Genomic DNA, 21,794 nt, shown 5'->3' with positions numbered 1-21,794 from the left:
ATGGACATTTTAAAGAAAGATATAACAATAGATAAAAAAATAGGAAAAGAAACCAGCCAAGTTTTGGTAGAAGGTGATATTATTGTACCAGATACTAAACCAGATATAGATATGGTATTAGAAGCTAATGCAGTTGCGTACATAGATAGTAAAGATATAGTTAATGATAGAATAACATTTAAAGGAAATTTGGATATAAATGTTTTATTTGTTGCAAAAGCAGAAAATAAACCTATATATAATATGCAATATACATATCCTATAAACGACTTTATAAATATGGACGGAATAGATAAAAGTATGACAGTATTTACTACTTGTAATATTACTAATTTAGATTATAAGCTTATAAACGATAGGAAAGTAAGCTTTAGAGCTATTTTAGACGTTACTTCTGAAGTATTATCTAAAGAAAATATTGAAATTGTATCTAGTATAGATGGACTTGATGAAAAACAAATGAAAGTGACTAATATAAATATAAATAAAGTTGCTTGCACTAAGTTTGACCGTTTTAATATAAAAGATGATATAGAAATATCTAGTGGTAGACCTAATATTAAAGAAATTTTAGACATTAGCTTTAATATTGCTAATAAAGATATAAAAACTCAATTAGAGAAAATAAACATATCTGGTGATGTTAGAGCTTGTATATTATATAAAAGTGATGAAGAAGACAGCATGATTACATATTTTGAACAAGATATACCTTTTAATGGAGCAATAGAGGTAGAGGGTGCTACAGATGATATGATAGGAGATGTATATTTAGATATACAAGAAAAAAACGTACAAATATTAGAAGATGTTGAAGGAAACCCAAGAGTTATTGGTATAGATATTTATGTAGGGTGTAACATTAAAGTTAGCTATGAAGATAAAATGAATATATTAGAAGATGCTTATGCACTAGATAAACAAATTAATATTGAAAAAAATATGCAAAGTTATCCTATGCTTATTTGTAAAAATAAAAATCAAGCATCTATTAAAGAGATTATAAAATTAGATGAAGAATGTCCACCTATTTTGCAAGTTTTAAAAGTTTCTGGTAAGCCTATATTGGATAATATTGAAATTTTAGAAAATAAAGTTGTAGCAGAAGGTATTGTAGAATGCAAAATATTATATATTACTAATAATGATGAATATCCAATGTATTGCTTTAACACTATTATACCTTATAGTCAAGCTATAGATACTAAAGGAACTAAACCAGATATGGTTAAAGTTGATATTAATTCTAGCCTTGAGCATATAGGCATTAATATGATGTCTGATAAAGATGTAGAAGTTAGATGTGCTATTAATTTTGATACTTGTGTTACTAAGGAAAAAGAAATTTCTTTTATTACAGATGTTGTATTTGATGAAGTAGATGAACAATTTTTAGATAGTATTGCTAGTATGATTATTTATGTAGTGCAACCTGGTGATACCCTTTGGTGTTTAGCTAAAAAGTTTAATACAACAGTAGATGATATCGTTAGTCTTAATGATATAGAAAACCCAGATTTAATATATCCAGGGCAAAAATTATTAATACTTAAAAAAATTTGTTAATATAATATATAAATTGTAAAAATAAGGCATAATCAAAAATTATTAATACACTTGAGTATGTCTTATTTTTATTTTTAAAATTTAACCTAAAAGGTTTATATTTTACGATAAAACAATAGTTATAAAAATATGGTAAAAAATTAATATATTTTTATATATATTTATTATTGAAATTGATATAAATATATATTAATATAAAGATATCATCTAGTTATTAGCATCCGGTATAAAGTTTTGTATAAATGGAGGAATTTAGTTATGAAAAAGTCATTAAAAGCAATTTTTTTAACGACATTAATTTTGACAACATCTTCTACACTAACTTTTGCAGGAAGTAACTATCATTTAAGAGGACTTGGTGGTATTGGGAGTTTTGGGAGTAGTTCAATTATGGGTAGTGGAAGCCGTCGCCCAGTAACCGGAGGTATTGGTAGTGTTAGTAGTTCAATTATGGGTGGTGGAAGCCGTCGTCCAGTAACTGGCGGTATTGGTAGCGTTAGTAGTGGAAGTACAACAAGAATACCTAATTATGTTTCAGATAGTATTTCAGTTGAACATCGCTCAACAGAAATACAAACAAAAAATGTAATTTTAAACCCAAATTCAACTATAAATATTGTTATGCCATTTGATAAAAATAAGCTTGTTCAAGGTACAATAACAATTATAGGAAATAATACGAAGAAAAAGAAAGAATACACTTTTGCTAATTATACAGATAATAAAGAAACTATAAATATTATTGATTTTAATGAGCCTTGTATAGTAAGTATTCGTGTTGAAGGAAGAGGTACTAGTAAAAATAGTAGAATTATAGAGTATAAAATAAGCTAAGTTTTATAAGTACAAGATAATAAAATTAAATTTTATTATCTTGTACTTATGTAAAAAAAATTAATTAAGGAGAAAACAGAATATGATTTCAACAATAAATATAAGTAATAATATTAATTGTTTAGGATATAGCACAACTAAAAAAGAAAAATTTAGATTAGATAAAAATATAAATGAAAATAAGGAAAATAATAAAATAGAAGAAAATAAAGGATATTTTACACCACAGCAGTTATTTGAAATGGAAAAAGCAAAAGAAAGAAGAATGAATAATATAAAAACGTATTATAATGAAAATCATAATAATTATGATATAGATAATAAAGATTATAAATATAGCATATATGCTAGTAAAGATATTATTTTAGGAGCACATTATGGATTTGGAGAATTTTTAGATATAAAAGAAGTAGAAAAAATAATGCCTTTAGGAGAGTTTGAAAAGCTTGTAACAGAGTATATAAATATTTTTAATCAAGAGGATTGGTTTAAAGGAAGTTATACTAATGAATTTATAGTGAGTATGTCTGAGCATTATGCATTAGCAGAAATTAGCGGAAAGGCTTTTCGTACTGACAAAGGAGCTTTTTTATATGATGAAGAACATGGTTGGGAATATTGTGAAGGTGATAGAGTAGTATTTCATATATCTGATGTAGCACCAAATCTTCAAGATATATTAACAAATATAGCAAAATATATTAATGAAAATTATGTAAAAAATCTTACATTTGATTATTGGGATAAATTTTTAGATGATATAGATAAAATGCCAGATGATTCGGAATTAAAAAAATCTTTTGCTGAATTTAATAAAGTATTTAAAGACTAATATAAAAATAATAAAAAACTTATTAAATTAATAATATTTGATTTAATAAGTTTTTTATTTTAAAGATAAAATGTATCTTAACAGAAATTATATTTTAATCAAATAAAATAGGGAAAAATAATAAAAGTAGTATGAATAGAATATGATTTAAGTTAGATTTAAAATAAAAGTTAGTTAAATACAAAAAAGACAGATTTATTAATAACTCTGTCTTTTAAAACCTTAGAATAAAAGCGGGTGATGGGAATCGAACCCACGTCCTCAGCTTGGAAGGCTGATGTTCTACCATTGAACCACACCCGCATAAGCGCGAGACGGGATTCGAACCCGCGACCCTCGCCTTGGCAAGGCGATGCTCTACCACTGAGCCACTCGCGCGTATTAAGGTAAAAGCGGGTGATGGGAATCGAACCCACGTCCTCAGCTTGGAAGGCTGATGTTCTACCATTGAACCACACCCGCATATGCCCAGAGACGGAATCGAACCGCCGACACGAGGATTTTCAGTCCTCTGCTCTACCGACTGAGCTATCTGGGCTTAAGCTTTTCCCTTAAGACAATAATTATTATAATCTATAATCCTAATATTGTCAACAGTTTTTTAAAAAAATTTTAAAATAAAGTATTAACATTGATTATTTATAAGTTTTGTAAAATTTTCTATAAATTTATAATCACATTCTTTGGTTCGTTTTTTTATTTTAAAATCTTTTTTACCAGATTTTCTTAGCTTTTTACCAATATGTTTTCTTAGTAAAAGTTCATTTATATTATTATTTGTAAAAATATAACCATTTTGATTAATGACAAAACAATTTTTAGTTAAGCACATAGCAGCAAGAGAATAATCTTGTGTTACAACAATATCGTTTTTTTCACATTTATTTAATAATATAAAATCGGAGCTATCTTTTCCTTTATCTGCAATTATACAAGTTATTTTTTCATTTTCAAAATTAAAAATATGAGAAGTGTCATAAACAATTAAAACTTCTATATTATTTTTTAATGCTATATCTATACATATATTTATTACGGGGCAACCATCAGCATCTATTAATATTTTCATAAAACCTCCATTATAATAAAAATATCTTTATTAAATAAAGTAGAAAAAGATGAAAAGGATACAAAATGTAAAATATATATTTTATATTTTTACCTTTTTTTCCATTATAAAATAAAATTATAAATAAGGGTATAATTGTAAAAATATATAAATTAAAAGATTGATAAATATAGTTTTTATCATTAATTTTATAGTATAGTATGTTTAATATAAAGTCAATATTTTTTATAGTAACCCAAAATATACTATAAAATAAAATATATTTTTTATCCTCTACAAAGTAGAAAATATAAATTAATACAATACCCCAAGTTCCATAATCAGTTTTTAAAATGTAAGCTAATAAAATACCTAAAAATAGGAAAAAATATTTTATCAAATAGTTTGTATTTTTATTGTAGAAAAATAAAGAAATACTAGCAATAAATAGTGTATACACTGTATTTGTTTGATTAATAAAATTTATTTCACTATTAAAGCATAAATCATAAAATATTTCAGATATTATTGATAAAATAAAAAGAGTTTTTAAATAATTTTTTATGTTAGAAGTTTTTTTCAAACCTTCAGTTATTAAAAATGAATATAGAGGAAAAGATAAACGACCAATATATCTGAATAACAAATGATTTTTAAAGATAACACCTCCTATATGATCTATAATCATTGTTATTAAAGCTATTATTTTTATAGAATAATTTGTCATAGGCACCTCTAAATTTAAACAGTTTATATACAGTATAATTTAATTTTAATAAAAATACAATTGTTTAGGTATAAAAAGTTACTTTAATCATATATTTAAATATATTTTATAAGGTGGTTAAGTATGTCTCAATTTAATGATTTAAAATTAGATAGTCAATTAAAAACCTCACTTAGTATACCTGAAGATATGATTGAAAGAAGTAATATAAAAGCTGGATATAATAAAAATAATAATTTATGGGAAGTTATTGTTAAATATAATGGTGATTTACAAAAAATTAAACAAGATATGAACATAGAAATAGAGATATTATCATCTAATTATGCAATATTTACACTAAAAAAAGAGGAAATATTTATTTTAACTTTATATAGAGAAATAGAATATATTGAACAGCCAAGAAATTTATCTATTGAATTAGACACTGCTATTAATAGTATTTGTATTGAACAAGTAAGAGAAATGCCATACAATCTATCTGGTAAAGGTACATTAATTGGAATTATAGATTCTGGTATAAATTATCTTCATAAAGATTTTAGAAATGAAGATGGTACAACTAGAATAGAATATATATGGGATCAAACATTAGAAGGTAATCCTCCAGAAGGTTTTTCAGCTGGTGTTGTATATACTAGAGAAGAAATAAACAATGCTTTATTAAGTGAAAATCCTTTTAACATAGTTAAAACAAATGATACAATAGGCCACGGAACAGCTGTTGCTGGTATAGCTTGTGGAAATGGAGCATCTTCTAAAAAAAAATATTTAGGGGTTGCAAATAATAGTGATATTATTGTTGTAAAACTAGGAGAAAAAGGAAGAGAATCTTTTGCAAGAAATACAGAAATAATGAGAGCTATAAAATTTGTTTTGGACAAAGCTATAGAGCTTAATAAACCAATAGCTATAAATATATCTTTTGGAACTAATGATGGTTCTCATACAGGAAGTTCATTGTTTGAAACATATATAAATGATATGTCTAATATATGGAAAACTTCTATTGTTGTTCCAACTGGTAACGAAGGTTCAACTTCCCATCATTATCAAAACACTATAAAAACAGGAGAAACTATTGAAATAGAAATATCCTTAGATAGTAATTTGTCATCATTATATATTGTTTTATTTAAAAATTTTGTTGATATATTTAATATAAATATTATATCACCTAATGGGGTGGAAACAGGGTTTATAAATAATACAACAAAAAGTAATGTATTTAATTTTGGTAATGCAAATTTATACTTTAATTTAGGAGAACCAACACCATATAGCTTGGAACAAGGTGTATTTTTTGAAATTATATCTACAAGGGGAACTTTGGCAAGTGGAATATGGAAAATAATTATAAAAGGCATAAATATTGTTGAAGGTTTGTTTAATATTTGGTTGCCAGTTACAGAAGTTTCTTCCAAAAACACAAAATTTTTAAAACCTAATATAAATACCACGTTAACAATACCTTCTACGGCTAATAATGTTATAACTGTTGGAGGATATAATGATTTATTAAATTCTATTTCAGAATTTTCAGGTAGGGGATTTACTAGAGATAATAGAATAAAGCCAGATTTAGTAGCACCTAGTGAAAATATAACTACAACTTCAAATTTTTTAGGATATTATGCTGTAATAATAAGACTTAATTAAAAATATTTAAAAATTAAGTTTTTTTGTTGTATTTTTATCAAAGCTAAGAAATATTATTGCTATTTTAAAATAAGTTTAATAAATAATCATTTTTTCTTTTAATTGTTTATAAATAATAAAATTAACATATATTATGTGTAAATAAGTTTACAAAAAATTTAATAAATAATAGTTGAAGAATTTATACAAATTAGATATAATAAAAAAGTAGAATTTAACGAAATATTTTATTATAATTTAATAGTACCTTAAAATTATTAATTAAACCATTTATATAGGAAATTTTATTATAATATTTACACTAAATATGATATATCATATTTAAAATAATATTTCTAATAATATTATTTGGAAGGAAGGGTTAAATGGACAATAATATAAATCAAAATCAAAATAATAGTTCTGGTAATAATAGCAATAATAAAAAACCAAATAAAAATACACCCATAACAATATTAACCATAGCTATTATTTTAACTTTTGTTTTTAATATTGCAACTGTTTCTATGCTAACAAAAGGAAGTAGAGAAATTAGTTATAGTGAATTTTTAAATATGCTAGAAGAAGGAAAAGTTAAAAAGGTTGAGCTACAATCTGGTAAAATATTAATTTTTCCTAAAGATGAAGAAAATAAAAGTGATACAAAAATATTAGGTATAGATAGTAATCAACCTCTATATACTGGTAGATTTCCAGATTTTACTTTAAAAGAAGATTTAAAAAAATATAATGTAGAGTTTAAAGCTCCTATTGTAGAAAATAATGGAGTTGTAAATTTTTTTGTATATTATATTTTACCTATTTTAATTACCTACCTTATACTAACTATTTTATTTAGAGGAGTTAGTAAAAAAATGGGTGGCGGTATGTTTGGTATGGGTAAAAGTAATGCCAAAGTTTATATGCAAAAAGAAACAGGTATAACATTTAAAGATGTTGCAGGTCAAGAAGAAGCAAAAGAATCTTTAAAAGAAATAGTAGATTTTTTAAATAATCCAGAAAAGTATTCTAAGATAGGTGCAGTACAACCTAAAGGTGCATTATTAGTAGGTCCACCAGGTACAGGTAAAACTATGCTTGCAAAAGCTGTTGCAGGTGAAGCAAATGTTACTTTTTTATCCATATCTGGTTCTGACTTTGTAGAAATGTATGTAGGTTTAGGAGCTTCTAGAGTTCGTAGCCTTTATAAACAAGCTATGGAAAATACACCTTGTATAGTATTTATTGATGAAATAGATACAATTGGTAAAAAAAGAGATGGTCACGGTGGTAATGATGAAAGGGAACAAACATTAAATCAACTTTTATCCGAAATGGATGGATTTGATTCTTCTAAAGGTATAGTTATACTAGCTGCAACTAATAGACCAGAAGTCTTAGATAAAGCGCTTTTAAGACCAGGTAGATTTGATAGAAGAATAATAGTTGAAAGACCAGACCTTAAGGGTAGGGAAGATATATTAAATGTACACGCTAAAAAAGTTAAACTAGATAAAGATGTAGACCTTAAAAAAATTGCTTTAGCGACAAGTGGTAGCGTTGGAGCAGACCTTGCTAATATGGTTAATGAAGCGGCTTTAAGGGCTGTTAGATGTGGAAGAGAGCTTGTAAAACAAGAAGACCTTATGGAAGCCGTTGAAGTTGTTATAGCTGGTAAAGAGAAAAAAGACCGTATTTTATCTGAAGAAGAAAGAAGAATTGTAGCTTATCACGAAGTTGGTCACGCATTAGTATCTGCTATGTTAAAAAATACTGAACCAGTACAAAAAATTACTATTGTACCAAGAACAATGGGTTCATTAGGTTATACTCTTCAAGTTCCAGAAAAAGATAAATATTTAAAAAATAATGTGGAAATGCTTGAAGAAATAATGGTTTTATTAGGTGGACGTTGTGCTGAAGAAGTAGAATTTGGAACTATAACTACTGGAGCAAGTAATGATATACAACGAGCTACTAGTATAGCTAGAAGTATGGTTACTTTATATGGTATGAGTGAAAAATTTGATATGGTTGCATTAGAAGATATAGAAAATAGATACCTTGATGGAAGACTTGTTTCTAATTGTTCGTCAAAAACTCAAAGAGAAATAGATAAAGAAATACAATGTATCATAAAAGATTGTCATATAAAAGCTAGAAATATTTTAAAAGAAAATAAAGAAGCTTTAGATGAAATATCAGAATATTTGATTAATAAAGAAAATATTACTGGTGAAGAATTTATGAATATTTTAAAAAAGTTTCGCAAAAGCAGTACTAATGATACTGAAAAAAATAGTAATAAAAAAAAGTGTAAAGTTAGATTTATTGAAGAGAACAGAAGAAGAAAAAAGAGATTTATATTTAAAATACGTAAATATAACAATAAAGTAAAAAGATACTATAATATAAATAAAAAATAAACTTATTACAAATTTAGTGGGGATTTTATGAATATAATTAATTGGAAAGAAGAACTATTTCCTTATAAGCAAGCAACAGATGAGTTATATATAAAATTTAATAGTATAAAAAAGCAGTATATGGAGCTTGAACAACATTCACCAATAGAGCTTGTTCAAACTAGAGTTAAATCTATATCAAGCATTTTAGATAAAGCTAATAAAAGAGATATACCTCTTACTAAAATATTTGGTACATTAGAAGATATAGCTGGTGTTAGAATAACTTGTAAATTTGTTGAAGATATATATAAAGTTGTTAATCTTATAAGAGATAGAGATGGAAAAGACCTTAAAATAAAAGAAGAAGAAGACTATATAAATAATACTAAAAGCAGTGGATATAGAAGTTATCATATAACAATAAACTATAAAATAATAACGGCTAATGGAGAAAAAGAAATACCTTGTGAGATACAGATAAGAACAATGGCTATGAACTTTTGGGCAACTATTGAACATTCTCTTAGATATAAATATAATGGTAATATGCCTAAGCATCTTAGAGAAAGGTTAGAAGCTTGTGCTGAAGCCTCTTTTATGCTTGATAAAGAAATGGGTACAATAAGAGATGAAATTATTGAAAATCAGAAGATTATCCAAACAAAAGAAAATTTGGTAGAAAAAATCTTAAAAAATATTCAAAATTTATATTATATTGGTAAAATAGAACAAATGAATAATTTTAATAGAGAATTTATAGATTTGTATCAAGAAGACAATATAGAAAAATTATATGCTTTTAATAATAAGCTAGAAACTATGGCAAATTTATATAAAGTTAGTTATAACTAACTAAATAAATAAAGCACTTAAATAACCTTTTATTAGTGTTGTTTAAGCGCTTTATTTATTTCATATTTTATAATTAATTATATATATTTATTATTTCTATATCTTTATAATATTTATGAAAAACATCTTCATAGGTATTACCAGATTGAATCATCTTATATGCACCGTACATACTAAGTCCTACACCGTGTCCATATCCACCACCATAAAGTGTTACTTTCTTTAAGTATCCATTATTATCATATATTTTATCAAAAACAAAATAACTACTTGGTAGAGTAGAAATATTTTGAACTATTTCACCATTATTATCTATTACAGAATTTAAAGAAAAAACTTTCTTTATTATTAAATCAGACATTATTAAAACTGTATTTTTTTCTCCTATTATTTCTAATTCCATTATATTTCCAGCATCACCTCTTTTTTTAACATTAATATCTTTTATTTTTCCTATATCTTCTACTGGTTTATAAATATATTTGTCATTTTCTAAAGTTTTTATAAAATATTTTTCAGTTTTATAAAGTTGTTTTATATTATCGTTTATTTTTGAAATATCTTTTTCTTCTAAAGTGGTAGACCATCTAAACCATTTACTATCTTTTTCTATACTATCAATATCCTTTGTTTTATAAAAAATATTAGCATTAACTTCTTCTTGTAAATTTTCGTATATATTTTCAGTAAAATCTTTTATATGTACTAAATAAGGTTTATTATTTGACGGATAAGAGTAATAAGATTTATCTGACCATATTTCTCCACTATTTGCTGTAACTCCAGATGAATAAGAAAAGTATGTTAAATTTGCTACTTGATTTTGATTTGTAATTATTTTACCCTTTGTTTCACTTACAGCTTGTTTAAAAATATCTTGGCTTTTTTTATTATTATATATTTGATATTTAGAACTATCATCTAAATTTGCACCTATATGTTTTAGGTTATTTTCATTTATATATCTAATAGCCTGTGTTCTATAAATTATAGCTAAAGTTTTTAACATTTCTAAATTTTGGTAATTATTGTTATCGCTAGCTAATACACTTTCTACATAGCTTTCTATACTAATTTCATTTACTAAAACATATTTATTATCCATTTTACATATTTCTAATTTTTCATAAAAAGTAGGGAGTTCATATACTCTTTTAATATTTTCAATTATTATACCTTCATCTTTATTATTAGATTCTAATATTATTATTTCATTTTCACCTATACCAAAATCTTGATTATTTTTTATATGTATACTTGATAAATTTTTTTCTTGACCTTTAACTAAAACTTTCATACCACTATTAGCTTTTAGCTTAATTTCATTAAAATATAAATTATTATAGCTAGTATCATTTATAGCAACTCTTATTTTATCATATTTAGGACTAGTATTTATTATAGCACTATATATTTTATTTTCATTACCTTTTGTAAAGTATGATGCAATATTTTGTCCAATTAATAATTCATCTATATTACTCATAGATATTTGGTTGTTTAATAATGAATATATTTTAAAGTCTTCATCTAATACATAGTTTGTATTATTTATTCTAAGAGTATTATTATCTATTCTATTTAATATACCATTAATTGTATTTCTATAATAATCTATTGATATTATTTCATCATTTTTTATTTTTATATCTGCCATTATATTTTCTTCTTGTATTTTTATATTTTCATCTTTTATATATAATCTTTTTTTTGCACCACCAATAAATATATCTATATAATTTTTGTTTATTTTTTCTATGTAGCATCTTTTTAAGGTAGGTTCAGTTTCTATAACATCTGTTATGGCAATTACTTCATTATCTCTTTGAAAAACTTTAATTTTAGTGTTTATATATTTATTTACTTCTATCCCTTCAAAAGAATATAGACCTTTATCTGTCATAACATAATCATCTTTTAAACTTTTATTTGTATCTTTTGTAGCTAAAATAACTAATTCTTCTTGTTGTATATTTGTATCTTGAATAATTTGAGAATATATATTACACCATAATGCATAAGAAATAGGCTTGTCTTTATTTTTATCATCTATTTTTATTTTTTTGTTTTTATCATATTTATTTATTAAATATTGTGTCTGAGTTATTGTTAAATTACCATTAGGGTCAAATTTATCTTCTAAAACTCCACTCATATCACCTTTTATATAAGCACAGTTTATATATTTATTGTACCAACTATCTTCTTTTACATCTTTAAAATTAATAACATTATCTAGAGCTAAAATTTCTTTTTTATTATAGCTAGCTAAAGCCATCATTTTAGATACAGTAGCTCTATCAACTGGATAATTATTACCTATAACACCTATTTTTAACTCTTCATTTTTTTCTTCGCTATTTTTTGTACAACCAACAAATGTAAAGCATAATATACAAATAATAAATAGCAGTTTTTTATTCATAACATTTCCTCCTTAAAGTATACTTATATTATATATATGAATAAAAAATGCTATTATTACATAACTTTAAATTATTTTTTTAATATTATATTAAATATTTTATTAATATAGAATATTTAAAGTATATATGTTATTATATTTATAATAATAGTTGGAAGGTGATTTTATGTTAATAAGAAAAAATTATACTTGTCCTCTTGAGCTAGTGCACGATATGATGAAAGGGAAATGGAAATGTATAATAATATGGCGTCTTCGTCTTGGGGCTACGATGCCCTCTAATTTGTTAAAAGAAATATGTGGTATAACAGAAAAAATGTTACATCAGCACTTAAAAGAACTTATTAGCTATGGGATTATTGATAAACGTACATATGGTCAATATCCATTAAAAACAGAATATTTTTTAACAGATATGGGACAAGATATTTTAAAAGCATTAGAAATATACCAAAAAGTTGGTATAGAATATATGATAAAAAATGGACAAGAAGTTATTTTAAAAGAAAAAGGGTTAATATAATACTAACAAAAAAGTGGGTAATTTACAAATTTTAAAAATATAATATAATTAATATATATTTAATTTGTTTAGGAGGAAAAATATGAAAGTAACTAGTAAAGGAATTGTAAATGGAGTTATAGATGATAAATATGGTAAAAGGGGTCAATGTAATGATTTTGGTATGCCTATATGTTCTTTACCATTAAAATTTGAAGAAGTACCAGCTAACACAGTTAGCTATGCAATATTTTTAGAAGATAAAGATGCTTATCCTGTAAGTGGTGGTTTTTCTTGGGTACATTGGACTGCTGCTAATATTACAAAAAATGAATTAGAAGAAAATGAAAGTCAAAATGCTAATTTTGTACAAGGTGTTAATAGTTGGATGAGTATGCAAGGAGGAAGCAATCCTCCAGAGTTATGTTCTTATTATGGTGGTATGGCTCCACCGGATAAAAAACATACTTATGAGATAAATGTATATGCTCTTGATTGTATGTTAGATTTACAAAATGGGTTTTATTTAAATGAACTTTTTAATGCTATGGAAGGGCATATTTTAGACCATTGTTTATTAAAAGCAACATATGAAAACTAATTAATATTTTATAAAAAAAGACAAGGTTATTAAACTTTGTCTTTTTTTATATATTATAAATAAAAAATATAAAATTAATATAAACATATAGAAAAAATTTATAAATTTTAAAAATACTAAAATTTTAACAAAAGAATTATTACAAATATTAGTAAAATAAGTACGTATATATAATGATAAAAATATAAAAATAATTTTTAAATATAAAAATGGAAATATTTTTAAGTATTAACTTGTCAATATGATATGACAGTTTTACAGGAACAAGTATGTCGGCTCCATTTGTAACAGGTGCTTGTGCATTATTAATGGAGTGGGGTATAGTAAATAAAAATGATTTATTTTTATATGGCCAAAGATTAAAAGCTTTTTTAAGATTGGGAGCAAAAAGAAACCAAAATTTAATTTATCCCAATAAAGAGTGGGGTTATGGTAGTTTATGTATTTTAAATACAATTAATATATTAGAAATTTATAATGTTAAAGGTGTGGTGTCATCTATGAATTTAGAAGAAAGTGAAAATATGAGTTTAAATGATATAGCTTATTCTGAAGAATATGTATCTATGTTTGCAGAGTACAATAATGAAACAAGGTTAATAATAGAAAAATATGATTTTATAAAAATATGTAAAGTATTAACTGGAGACTTTGTAATTTTATATATAAAGAAAGATAAATTTAATACAATAACTCAAGAAGAAATGTCTAAAATGAGCCTACAACAACCTTTTAATTTAGGATTAATGGATAAATCGGCACTAGAGGCAACAGGAGTATTAGCTATACAAAATCAACCTTTTTTAAATTTAAGAGGAAATGGAGTTTTAATAGGTATTGTTGATACAGGTATAAATTATACATTAGATGAATTTATATATGAAGATAATACAAGTAAAATAGTAAGTATATGGGACCAAACTATACCAAATAATACTTCACAAAATTATTGCTTTGGTACAGAATATACAAGAGAAGATATTAATTTAGCATTGTCTAAAGAAAATCCTTTCGATATAGTTCCATCAAAAGATGAAATAGGGCACGGAACAAAATTGGCTAGCATATGTGCAGGTCGAGAAAATATAGAAAAAAATTTTATAGGTGTTGCACCAGATGCAGAATTAGTTGTGGTAAAATTAAAACAGTCTAATAAAAATTTAAGAGATTATGAATTTGTTCCAGACAATGTACCAGCATATAGTAGTTCAGATTTAATACTTGGGATAGAATATCTTTATGAAAAGTCATTAGAATTAAACAAACCATTAGCTATTTGTATTGGAATGGGGAGTAATACAGGGTTTCATAATGGTTTATCAATATTAGAATCTTATATATCTAATATAGCTATAAAAAATGGAATTTGTATAAATATATGTAACGGTAACGAAGGAAATGCTCAACACCATTCTCTTATTAAAGTAGATAAAACAGGAGATAAAAAAACTTTAGAGTTTAAAATTGCAGAAAATGAAAGAGGAATAATGTTAACTATTGTGGCTTATCCATCGGATAGAATAAGTATAAATATTATATCTCCAACAGGAGAAAGCACAGGTAAAATACCTCCACGAGATAATTATAACGAAGAAATATTATTACCATTAAGTAATACAAGAATTAGAATACAATATTATAATAAAAGCTTTGCAAGTAGTGGACAGTTAACACTAATAAAATTTATAACACCAAGTGAGGGCATTTGGAAAATAGATATATATGGTGAAAAAATTTTAATAGGAGATATTCATAGTTGGTTACCTATAAAAAATTTTTTAAAAGAGGATACATTTTTTTTAACACCAGATCCTTTTTATACAGTAACACTACCTGCAACAGCAAATTCTATTGTTAGCGTTGGCGGATATAATCATTTTGATAATAGTTTTTTTATACAATCTGGTAGAGGTCCTACAAGATTAAATGATATAAGACCAATTGTCTGTGCACCAGCAGTTAACATTAGTTGCATTAATGAAGATGGTAATTTAGATACTATAACAGGAACAAGTGGGGCTGCTGCAATATCTACTGGGTGTTCTGCTTTAATGCTAGAATGGGGCATAGTTAAAAAAAATAGCCTTAATATAAATACAATATCTATAATAAGTTATTTTATATCTGGTGCTCAGGGACAAAAAAATGAACTTTTACCAAATAATTTATGGGGCTTTGGTAAATTAAATATATTAAGTACTTTTGAAAATTTATAAGTATTTTTCAATACTTTCTACAAATAATTTAATATTTTCTATCTCACTTTTTATATATTTACGGTCTAAAATTTTAGACTTTGATAGAAAATTACAATATAAAGAAAGTTTTCTAGTTAGTAGAGAAAGGTTAAAAACATTTTGGACTAAAACTTCTTGTTGTTTTTTATTTTTAGTACACATAATAATCACCTCAAAAAAGATTATATACTAAAACCAAATAAAAAACAATATACAAAAAGTATTGTATGATAGTTTTTATAGAACTATTTTACAATACTTTTTGTTTTATAAATATATTTAAAATTTATTTTTATAGTTTTTAATGCAAGTTTCTATAATTTGTTTTGCTTCTTCGGCACTACCTAATTTTTCAACTGTAGTTTTTTTATTTTCAAGGTCTTTATATATAGTAAAGAAATGTTTCATTTCTTCAAATATATGTTGTGGAAGCTCAGATATATCTTTATAAGAGTTATATACAGGGTCATTATGAGGTATAGCTATGATTTTCTCATCATTTTCACCGTTATCAACCATATGCATAACACCAATAGGATATGCTTCAACAAGTGTTAAAGGGTCAATAGTTTCAGAACATAATAAAAGAACATCTAGAGGGTCTTTATCATCGCCATAAGTTTTAGGTATAAAACCATAGTTGGCTGGATAATGAACAGATGAATGTAAAATTCTATCTAAAATAATAAGACCAGTTTCTTTATCTAGTTCATATTTTTTTTTGCTACCTTTAGATATTTCTATAACACATACAAAATCTTCTGGTTTTACTCTATTTTCATTAATATCATGCCAAATATTCATTAATTTTCCTCCTGAAAAAATAGTATTATCGTTATTAATTATATATTTAAATAGTAAAAAATTAAATTGACAAATAATATGAATTAAAAACAATTTTATTGTATAAATTATACAAATTAAACAAAAATAAATTAAAATGGTTAATATTTATATATTTTCTAATTCTTCTATAAAAAGAGAGCTTTTTAAATTTACATATAAATGCGAATTTAAAAGTTTTTTGCTAATTAAAGATAGTTCGTTTAAAATATTATCAGATACATTAAAATTATATAATTTATCTATTTTTGAAGATAAAATATACTTTGTAACTAAAATACTATTATATGAAATATTTAATAAAAACTCTTCTTTATTTACACAATTTTTACATACAACACCATTACTTCCCCAATATATTTTATCCTCTTTATTAATAATATTGTTACAATAGCTACAATTATCAACTAAAGGCATATATCCATTTAATTGTAAAAATTTAATTTCAAATATTTTACATATTAATTTAGGTGAAATAGAAGTAGATTTAGATAAAATTAATAAAGATTTTAATAAAAGCAACATAATATCGTTTATTGGGGTTGCTTCTTGTGTGTTTTTATCTATAAATTCTAAAAAATATGTACCATAAGCTAGAGAGTCTAAGTCTTCTGTTAGATTATAGAAATTTTCTATTATATCTATTTGGTTTAAAGAAAGAGTTCTTCCATTATCATATATAATAAAATCGGCATAAGAAAATATGGAAGAGCCAGATAAAAGCTTACTTTTGCTATTTCTACAATTCCTAGCCCATATAGTAAATTTTCCATAATCTTTTAGCAGTATTATAAGAGATTTGTCGTTATCTCCAACTAAATTTTCTTTTATTATTATACCTCTAGCTTTAAATGTACTCATTATATCCTTCCTTAATAGTTATTTTTTGTCTTTATCTTTTTCTGTATTATTTACATTGTTTGTTTTATATTCTTTATAAGCTAAAAAAGCATTAATATCTCCACTTTTTTCAAAAATATTCCAAAATAAATTTTCCATAATTTTAGCCCCCATTTAAAAGTATATAAATATTTTTAGTAAAAACTATATTTATATACTATTGAAAATTTACCATAAAAGGTGCTAAAATACTATTGACAAATTAATTTTTAAATTTGTTTTTGGTCATATCCAAAGTTTTTTAATAAAAAGTCGCTATCTCTCCAGTCTTTTTTTACTTTTATCCAAATTTGTAAATTTATAGGAGAACCTAAAAGCCTTTCTATCTCATAACGAGCATTAGACCCTATTTTTTTAAGCATAGACCCTTGTTTTCCTATTATAATACCTTTGTGAGAATCTCTTTCACAATAAATAGTAGCTTGTATGTCTATAATATCTTTATCTTTTCTAGGTTTCATAGAGCTAACTTCAACTGCTATACCGTGAGGTATTTCATCTTGCAAAAGTTTTAGAGCTTTTTCTCTAATTATTTCAGAGACAATTTGTCTTTCTGGTTGGTCTGTTATCATATCTGAAGGGAAAAATAAAGGACCTTGTGGTAGATATTTTTTTATACATTTTAAAAGTTCATCTTTATTTTTATTTTTTAATGCAGATATAGGAATAATCTCTGAAAAATTATATATAGATTTATAACTATCAATAACCGATAAAATTTGTTCTTTAGATACAGTGTCTATTTTATTTATTATTAAAAATACAGGGGTAGAAACATTTTCTAATCTTTTTATGATAGATAAATCTGATTCTTTAATCTTTTCAAATGGTTCTATAAGATACAATATTATATCTACTTCATTTAAAGTTGTTTCTGCAGATTTTACCATATAGTTACCCAATTTAGATTTAGGTTTATGTATACCAGGTGTATCTATAAATATTGCCTGAAAATCATCTTCTGTTAATATAGATTGTATTTTATTTCTAGTAGTTTGAGGTTTACTAGAAATAATTGCTATTTTTTCTCCTATAAGACTATTCATAAGTGTTGATTTACCAACATTTGGTCTACCTATTAAAGATATAAATCCAGAACGAAAATTATTATTCATATTTAAATCCTTTCTTTTAAAAATTCATCTTTTGTTATACAATATACATAATGAGGCATATCTAGATTATAATAATGTTTTAATATTGTTATTGTTTTTTTCATATTATTTTTTTTAGCTACATTTTGAGAAGATATATTATTATCTCTAATTATAGAATAAATTTTATCTAAATTTAAAATATCAAAACCATAAGTTTTTAAGGCTTTAGCACATTCTATTGCATAACCTTTTTTCCAATATTCTTTTTTTAGTAAATATCCTATTTCATCTACCATATTTCCATTTAAATTTTGTTTAGTAATACTGGCTTGTCCTATAAAAGTATTATCTTCTTTTAAAAATACACCTAAAAGACCATAACCTTCTTCTTTATATCTTTCTAATTGAGTGCTAAACCAAGTTTCACATTCTTCATCGGAAAATATATGTTCATAAGCATACATAACTTTTTCATCTTGTAAAAGAGTTTTTAAGTTATTAAAATCATTAGTACATAAAGGTTTTAATACTAATCTTTTAGTTTCTATTAACATAAATTATCTCCTTATGTTTAAATTATCTAAAATAATATCTTGCTTTTCAAACATAGTTTTTTCTTCATCTTTTGTCATATGGTCATAGCCTAAAAGATGTAACATACTATGGACTACTAAAAAACAAAGTTCACGTTGTATGGAGTGTCCATATTCTTTAGATTGAGAAATAGCTTTGTCAATACTTATTATTATATCTCCTAATGGAATAGAGTGCAATACATTATTGTCTATATTATCAAAGCTATCTAATAATGGAAATGATAAAACATCTGTTTCTTTTTCTATATTTCTATATAGGGTATTAATTTCTTTTATTTCTTCATTATTAACAATTGAAAGGCTTATCTCTACATTATGTGTAAAATTTTCTATATTAAGGCACTCTTCTATACATTTTTGTATCAAATCAAAAGTATTTTCATCTATAATATAATTTGTATTATTATCAAATAAAATATTCATAAAAACTCCTTTTATATTAAGTAAAGATTGAAAAATAAATCATTTACTTAGTTTTTATTCTTTTGTTTTTCTTTTATTTTTTCTTTCTCTTTTTCTAATTTTTCATAGGCGCCTATTATTTTTTGTACAAGAGGGTGTCTAACAACGTCCTTATTGCTAAACTTACATATACCAATATCTTCTATATCTTTTAAGATTTTTATTGCATCAATAAGACCGGATTTTTTACCTGTTGGTAAGTCTACTTGTGTTAAATCTCCAGTAATAATTGCCTTAGAGCCAAACCCAATACGAGTTAAAAACATTTTCATTTGTTCTGGCGTTGTATTTTGTGCTTCGTCTAGTATAATAAAAGCATTATCTAATGTTCTACCACGCATATAGGCTAGGGGAGCAACCTCAATAGCACCTTTTTCCATATTTTTTTGGAAATTTTCAACCCCCATTATATCGTATAAAGCATCATATAATGGTCTTAAATATGGGTCAACTTTTTGTTGTAAATCACCAGGTAAAAATCCAAGATGTTCGCCTGCTTCTATCGCTGGTCTAGTTAAAATAATACGATTTACTTCGTTATTTTTAAAAGCAGTAATTGCCATAGCCATTGCTAAATATGTTTTACCAGTACCAGCAGGACCTATTCCAAATACAATAGTATTTTTTCTAATAGTATCTACATAAGTTTTTTGACCAATAGTTTTTGGCTTTACAGGACGACCAGCAATATTAACACATATAAAATCATCATTTATTTTTTCTATATCATCAAAGTTTTCGTCTTCAACTTGAGCTATAAGGTAATTTATAGATTGTTCTGTTATTTCTTCACCACGATTTGCTATTGATATAAGAGATTTTAATACCTTTTCAGCCTTTTTTAAAGAATATTTACTACCAGATATTATTATATCTTCTCCTCTATTTACTATGTTTACGGCAAAACTACGTTCAATTTTTTTTATATTTACATCATATTGTCCAAAAATATTTAAAATTTGACTATTGGCTATTTGAATTTTCATTTGTTCCATTTTCTAAATTACTCCCTTCATTGTGGTAGCTAATACTTATAGGTGCTTTTTCACATATATCTTGTATTAATGTTAGTTTAGCAGTAGCTATTAATTGATTTTTTTCTTCTTTATAAGTAATTTCTTTGCTTAATATATCAGAAGAAAAATCAATTTCTTTTGTTATTTTTTCTAATATAAGTTTATTAGCATATAGTTTAGCTTCATCTATAGAATATGTTTTTTTCTTAGGTATATACTCTTTATATTGTGTTTTTTTAATAATAAAAGGTAAATAAAAATTTTCAGAAAGTTTTAATTGATTTCTAGATATAACTGTATCATAATATGTATAATTAATATTTTTATTAAACAAATTTAAAGAAAAGTTTTTATTAAATGCTAATAAATTATAGGTAGTTTTTTTCTGTCCAGTATGTTCTTTTACATAATATTCAAATGGGACATTAACAGTTATTTCTTTTTCAACTTTAGCTCTTATATCAGCATCAGAATAAGTATTATAAGTACCTTTTATTTCATCACCGTCTTTTAAAAAAATTTCACCAGATACTAAAATTTCTCCTTTTTGTACAACATCTTTAGCTTTTACAAGAGGTCGTCCTGTTCTTGTAACAATATTTGTTATAACACCAGTTTCTTTAGCTATTATATCACAAGGTTCATTATTTTCAATAGTATTTTGGGTTTGTATATTTTCAGATAATTTAATTGTAGCTTTAGTACCCATAATTTGTATATTAACCCAAGATATAGAACTAAAATTATTTTTAATATCAGCCTCTATTAGCTTTGTATTAATTTTTCTTTTATATGAACCTAAATGAAGACCTTTTTCTTCACAAAAATTTAAAATTTGATTATTGTCAATTTTATCATTACCAACGACTTGTATTGTCCATATAAAAGATGAAAAATAGTATAATAAAAATACAAAAAATATAGCACCGATTAAAAACATTTTTCTTTTTCTATTTTTAAATATATAAAAAGGCATACCATATTTTAATATGATTTTATATTTACAACCAGTTTTTTTAGATATAGGTTTTAAATTTTTAAAATCTTTTATAGATACCATACACATAATACCGTCATTAGTTTCTTCTATTTTAGATAAAATTATATTTTTATTTAAACATAAATTTAAAAATCTTTCAATAGAAAACCCTGTAACTTTTATAATAACATATCCTTTAAAGTAATTCCATATAAATTTAAACATTATTTC

At 24.4% G+C, this 21,794-nt stretch carries 21 protein-coding genes and 4 tRNA genes; 9 read left to right on the top strand and 16 right to left on the bottom strand.

Annotation, left to right across the window (positions count from 1 at the left end; genetic code table 11):
* The 3 genes from NBW53_RS05795 (at position 1) to NBW53_RS05785 (ending at position 3,232) form a co-directional block, all read left to right on the top strand.
* Positions 1–1,566 (top strand): DUF3794 and LysM peptidoglycan-binding domain-containing protein, encoded by a 1,566-nt coding sequence (locus tag NBW53_RS05795; RefSeq protein WP_250277310.1) that lies wholly within the window; start codon positions 1–3, stop codon positions 1,564–1,566.
* A 258-nt stretch (positions 1,567–1,824) separates the two neighbouring features.
* Entirely contained in the window at positions 1,825–2,400 is a 576-nt protein-coding gene (locus NBW53_RS05790; protein WP_250277309.1) for a hypothetical protein, read from the top strand.
* Between the two features lie 82 nt (positions 2,401–2,482).
* Entirely contained in the window at positions 2,483–3,232 is a 750-nt protein-coding gene (locus NBW53_RS05785) for a hypothetical protein (RefSeq protein ID WP_250277308.1), read from the top strand.
* A gap of 232 nt (positions 3,233–3,464) precedes the next feature.
* Here NBW53_RS05785 and NBW53_RS05780 read toward each other — a convergent pair.
* The 6 genes from NBW53_RS05780 to NBW53_RS10180 form a co-directional block, all read right to left on the bottom strand.
* Positions 3,465–3,535 (bottom strand) — tRNA-Gly (locus NBW53_RS05780).
* Between the two features lie 3 nt (positions 3,536–3,538).
* A tRNA-Gly gene (locus NBW53_RS05775) sits at positions 3,539–3,610 on the bottom strand.
* A gap of 13 nt (positions 3,611–3,623) precedes the next feature.
* Positions 3,624–3,694: transfer RNA gene (locus NBW53_RS05770), tRNA-Gly, on the bottom strand.
* A 3-nt stretch (positions 3,695–3,697) separates the two neighbouring features.
* Positions 3,698–3,770 (bottom strand) — tRNA-Phe (locus NBW53_RS05765).
* 87 nt (positions 3,771–3,857) lie between these two features.
* Entirely contained in the window at positions 3,858–4,301 is a 444-nt protein-coding gene (locus NBW53_RS05760; RefSeq protein ID WP_250277307.1) for a YaiI/YqxD family protein, read from the bottom strand.
* Positions 4,302–4,311: 10 nt separating this feature from the next.
* Positions 4,312–4,968, bottom strand: a complete 657-nt coding sequence (locus NBW53_RS10180) for a TraX family protein (RefSeq protein ID WP_408647053.1) — start codon at positions 4,966–4,968, stop codon at positions 4,312–4,314.
* A gap of 162 nt (positions 4,969–5,130) precedes the next feature.
* Here NBW53_RS10180 and NBW53_RS05755 point away from each other — a divergent pair, with 162 nt between their 5' ends.
* From NBW53_RS05755 to NBW53_RS05745, 3 genes are all read left to right on the top strand, one after another.
* On the top strand, positions 5,131–6,666 hold the full coding sequence (locus NBW53_RS05755; protein WP_250277306.1) for a S8 family peptidase: 1,536 nt from the start codon (positions 5,131–5,133) through the stop codon (positions 6,664–6,666).
* A 365-nt stretch (positions 6,667–7,031) separates the two neighbouring features.
* Positions 7,032–9,071, top strand: a complete 2,040-nt coding sequence (gene ftsH, locus NBW53_RS05750; protein ID WP_250277305.1) for an ATP-dependent zinc metalloprotease FtsH — start codon at positions 7,032–7,034, stop codon at positions 9,069–9,071.
* Positions 9,072–9,098: 27 nt separating this feature from the next.
* Entirely contained in the window at positions 9,099–9,905 is an 807-nt protein-coding gene (locus NBW53_RS05745) for a GTP pyrophosphokinase (RefSeq protein ID WP_250277304.1), read from the top strand.
* Between the two features lie 73 nt (positions 9,906–9,978).
* Here NBW53_RS05745 and NBW53_RS05740 read toward each other — a convergent pair whose 3' ends face one another.
* Positions 9,979–12,330, bottom strand: a complete 2,352-nt coding sequence (locus NBW53_RS05740; RefSeq protein WP_250277303.1) for a SpoIID/LytB domain-containing protein — start codon at positions 12,328–12,330, stop codon at positions 9,979–9,981.
* Positions 12,331–12,496: 166 nt separating this feature from the next.
* Between NBW53_RS05740 and NBW53_RS05735 the strand changes: the two genes are divergently transcribed.
* The 3 genes from NBW53_RS05735 (at position 12,497) to NBW53_RS05725 (ending at position 15,649) form a co-directional block, all read left to right on the top strand.
* Complete coding sequence (locus tag NBW53_RS05735; RefSeq protein WP_250277302.1) at positions 12,497–12,853, top strand: winged helix-turn-helix transcriptional regulator; 357 nt, start codon at positions 12,497–12,499, stop codon at positions 12,851–12,853.
* A gap of 82 nt (positions 12,854–12,935) precedes the next feature.
* A complete protein-coding gene (locus NBW53_RS05730; RefSeq protein WP_250277301.1) occupies positions 12,936–13,433 on the top strand; it encodes a YbhB/YbcL family Raf kinase inhibitor-like protein in 498 nt (165 codons plus the stop codon).
* 269 nt (positions 13,434–13,702) lie between these two features.
* Positions 13,703–15,649, top strand: a complete 1,947-nt coding sequence (locus NBW53_RS05725) for a S8 family peptidase (protein WP_250277300.1) — start codon at positions 13,703–13,705, stop codon at positions 15,647–15,649.
* Here NBW53_RS05725 and NBW53_RS05720 read toward each other — a convergent pair.
* The 9 genes from NBW53_RS05720 to yqfD all read right to left on the bottom strand — a co-directional run bounded on the left by NBW53_RS05720 (position 15,644) and on the right by yqfD (position 21,788).
* A complete protein-coding gene (locus NBW53_RS05720; RefSeq protein ID WP_250277299.1) occupies positions 15,644–15,832 on the bottom strand; it encodes a hypothetical protein in 189 nt (62 codons plus the stop codon). The genes NBW53_RS05725 and NBW53_RS05720 overlap by 6 nt on opposite strands.
* 117 nt (positions 15,833–15,949) lie before the next feature.
* Complete coding sequence (locus tag NBW53_RS05715; protein WP_250277298.1) at positions 15,950–16,474, bottom strand: inorganic diphosphatase; 525 nt, start codon at positions 16,472–16,474, stop codon at positions 15,950–15,952.
* A 147-nt stretch (positions 16,475–16,621) separates the two neighbouring features.
* Positions 16,622–17,374, bottom strand: coding sequence for a DNA repair protein RecO (gene recO, locus NBW53_RS05710; protein WP_250277297.1), 753 nt, complete (start codon positions 17,372–17,374; stop codon positions 16,622–16,624).
* An 18-nt stretch (positions 17,375–17,392) separates the two neighbouring features.
* Positions 17,393–17,512 (bottom strand): YqzL family protein, encoded by a 120-nt coding sequence (locus tag NBW53_RS05705; protein WP_250277296.1) that lies wholly within the window; start codon positions 17,510–17,512, stop codon positions 17,393–17,395.
* 110 nt (positions 17,513–17,622) lie between these two features.
* Positions 17,623–18,528 (bottom strand): GTPase Era, encoded by a 906-nt coding sequence (gene era / locus NBW53_RS05700; RefSeq protein ID WP_250277295.1) that lies wholly within the window; start codon positions 18,526–18,528, stop codon positions 17,623–17,625.
* A 2-nt stretch (positions 18,529–18,530) separates the two neighbouring features.
* Positions 18,531–19,064 carry a GNAT family N-acetyltransferase gene (locus NBW53_RS05695; RefSeq protein ID WP_250277294.1) on the bottom strand — a complete coding sequence of 178 codons (534 nt, stop codon included), beginning with the start codon at positions 19,062–19,064 and terminating at the stop codon, positions 18,531–18,533.
* A gap of 3 nt (positions 19,065–19,067) precedes the next feature.
* Positions 19,068–19,529 carry an rRNA maturation RNase YbeY gene (gene ybeY, locus NBW53_RS05690; RefSeq protein WP_250277293.1) on the bottom strand — a complete coding sequence of 154 codons (462 nt, stop codon included), beginning with the start codon at positions 19,527–19,529 and terminating at the stop codon, positions 19,068–19,070.
* 47 nt (positions 19,530–19,576) lie between these two features.
* On the bottom strand, positions 19,577–20,563 hold the full coding sequence (locus tag NBW53_RS05685; protein ID WP_250277292.1) for a PhoH family protein: 987 nt from the start codon (positions 20,561–20,563) through the stop codon (positions 19,577–19,579).
* Positions 20,532–21,788 (bottom strand): sporulation protein YqfD, encoded by a 1,257-nt coding sequence (gene yqfD, locus NBW53_RS05680; protein WP_250277291.1) that lies wholly within the window; start codon positions 21,786–21,788, stop codon positions 20,532–20,534. Before yqfD ends, NBW53_RS05685 begins: the two co-directional genes overlap by 32 nt.
* Between the last annotated feature and the right edge of the window lie 6 nt (positions 21,789–21,794).

The sequence above is a fragment of the [Clostridium] colinum genome, assembly GCF_940677205.1.
GTDB classification, from domain to species: Bacteria; Bacillota; Clostridia; order Lachnospirales; family CAG-274; genus Tyzzerella; species Tyzzerella colina.
This window is presented reverse-complemented; position numbering and strand designations above follow the sequence as displayed.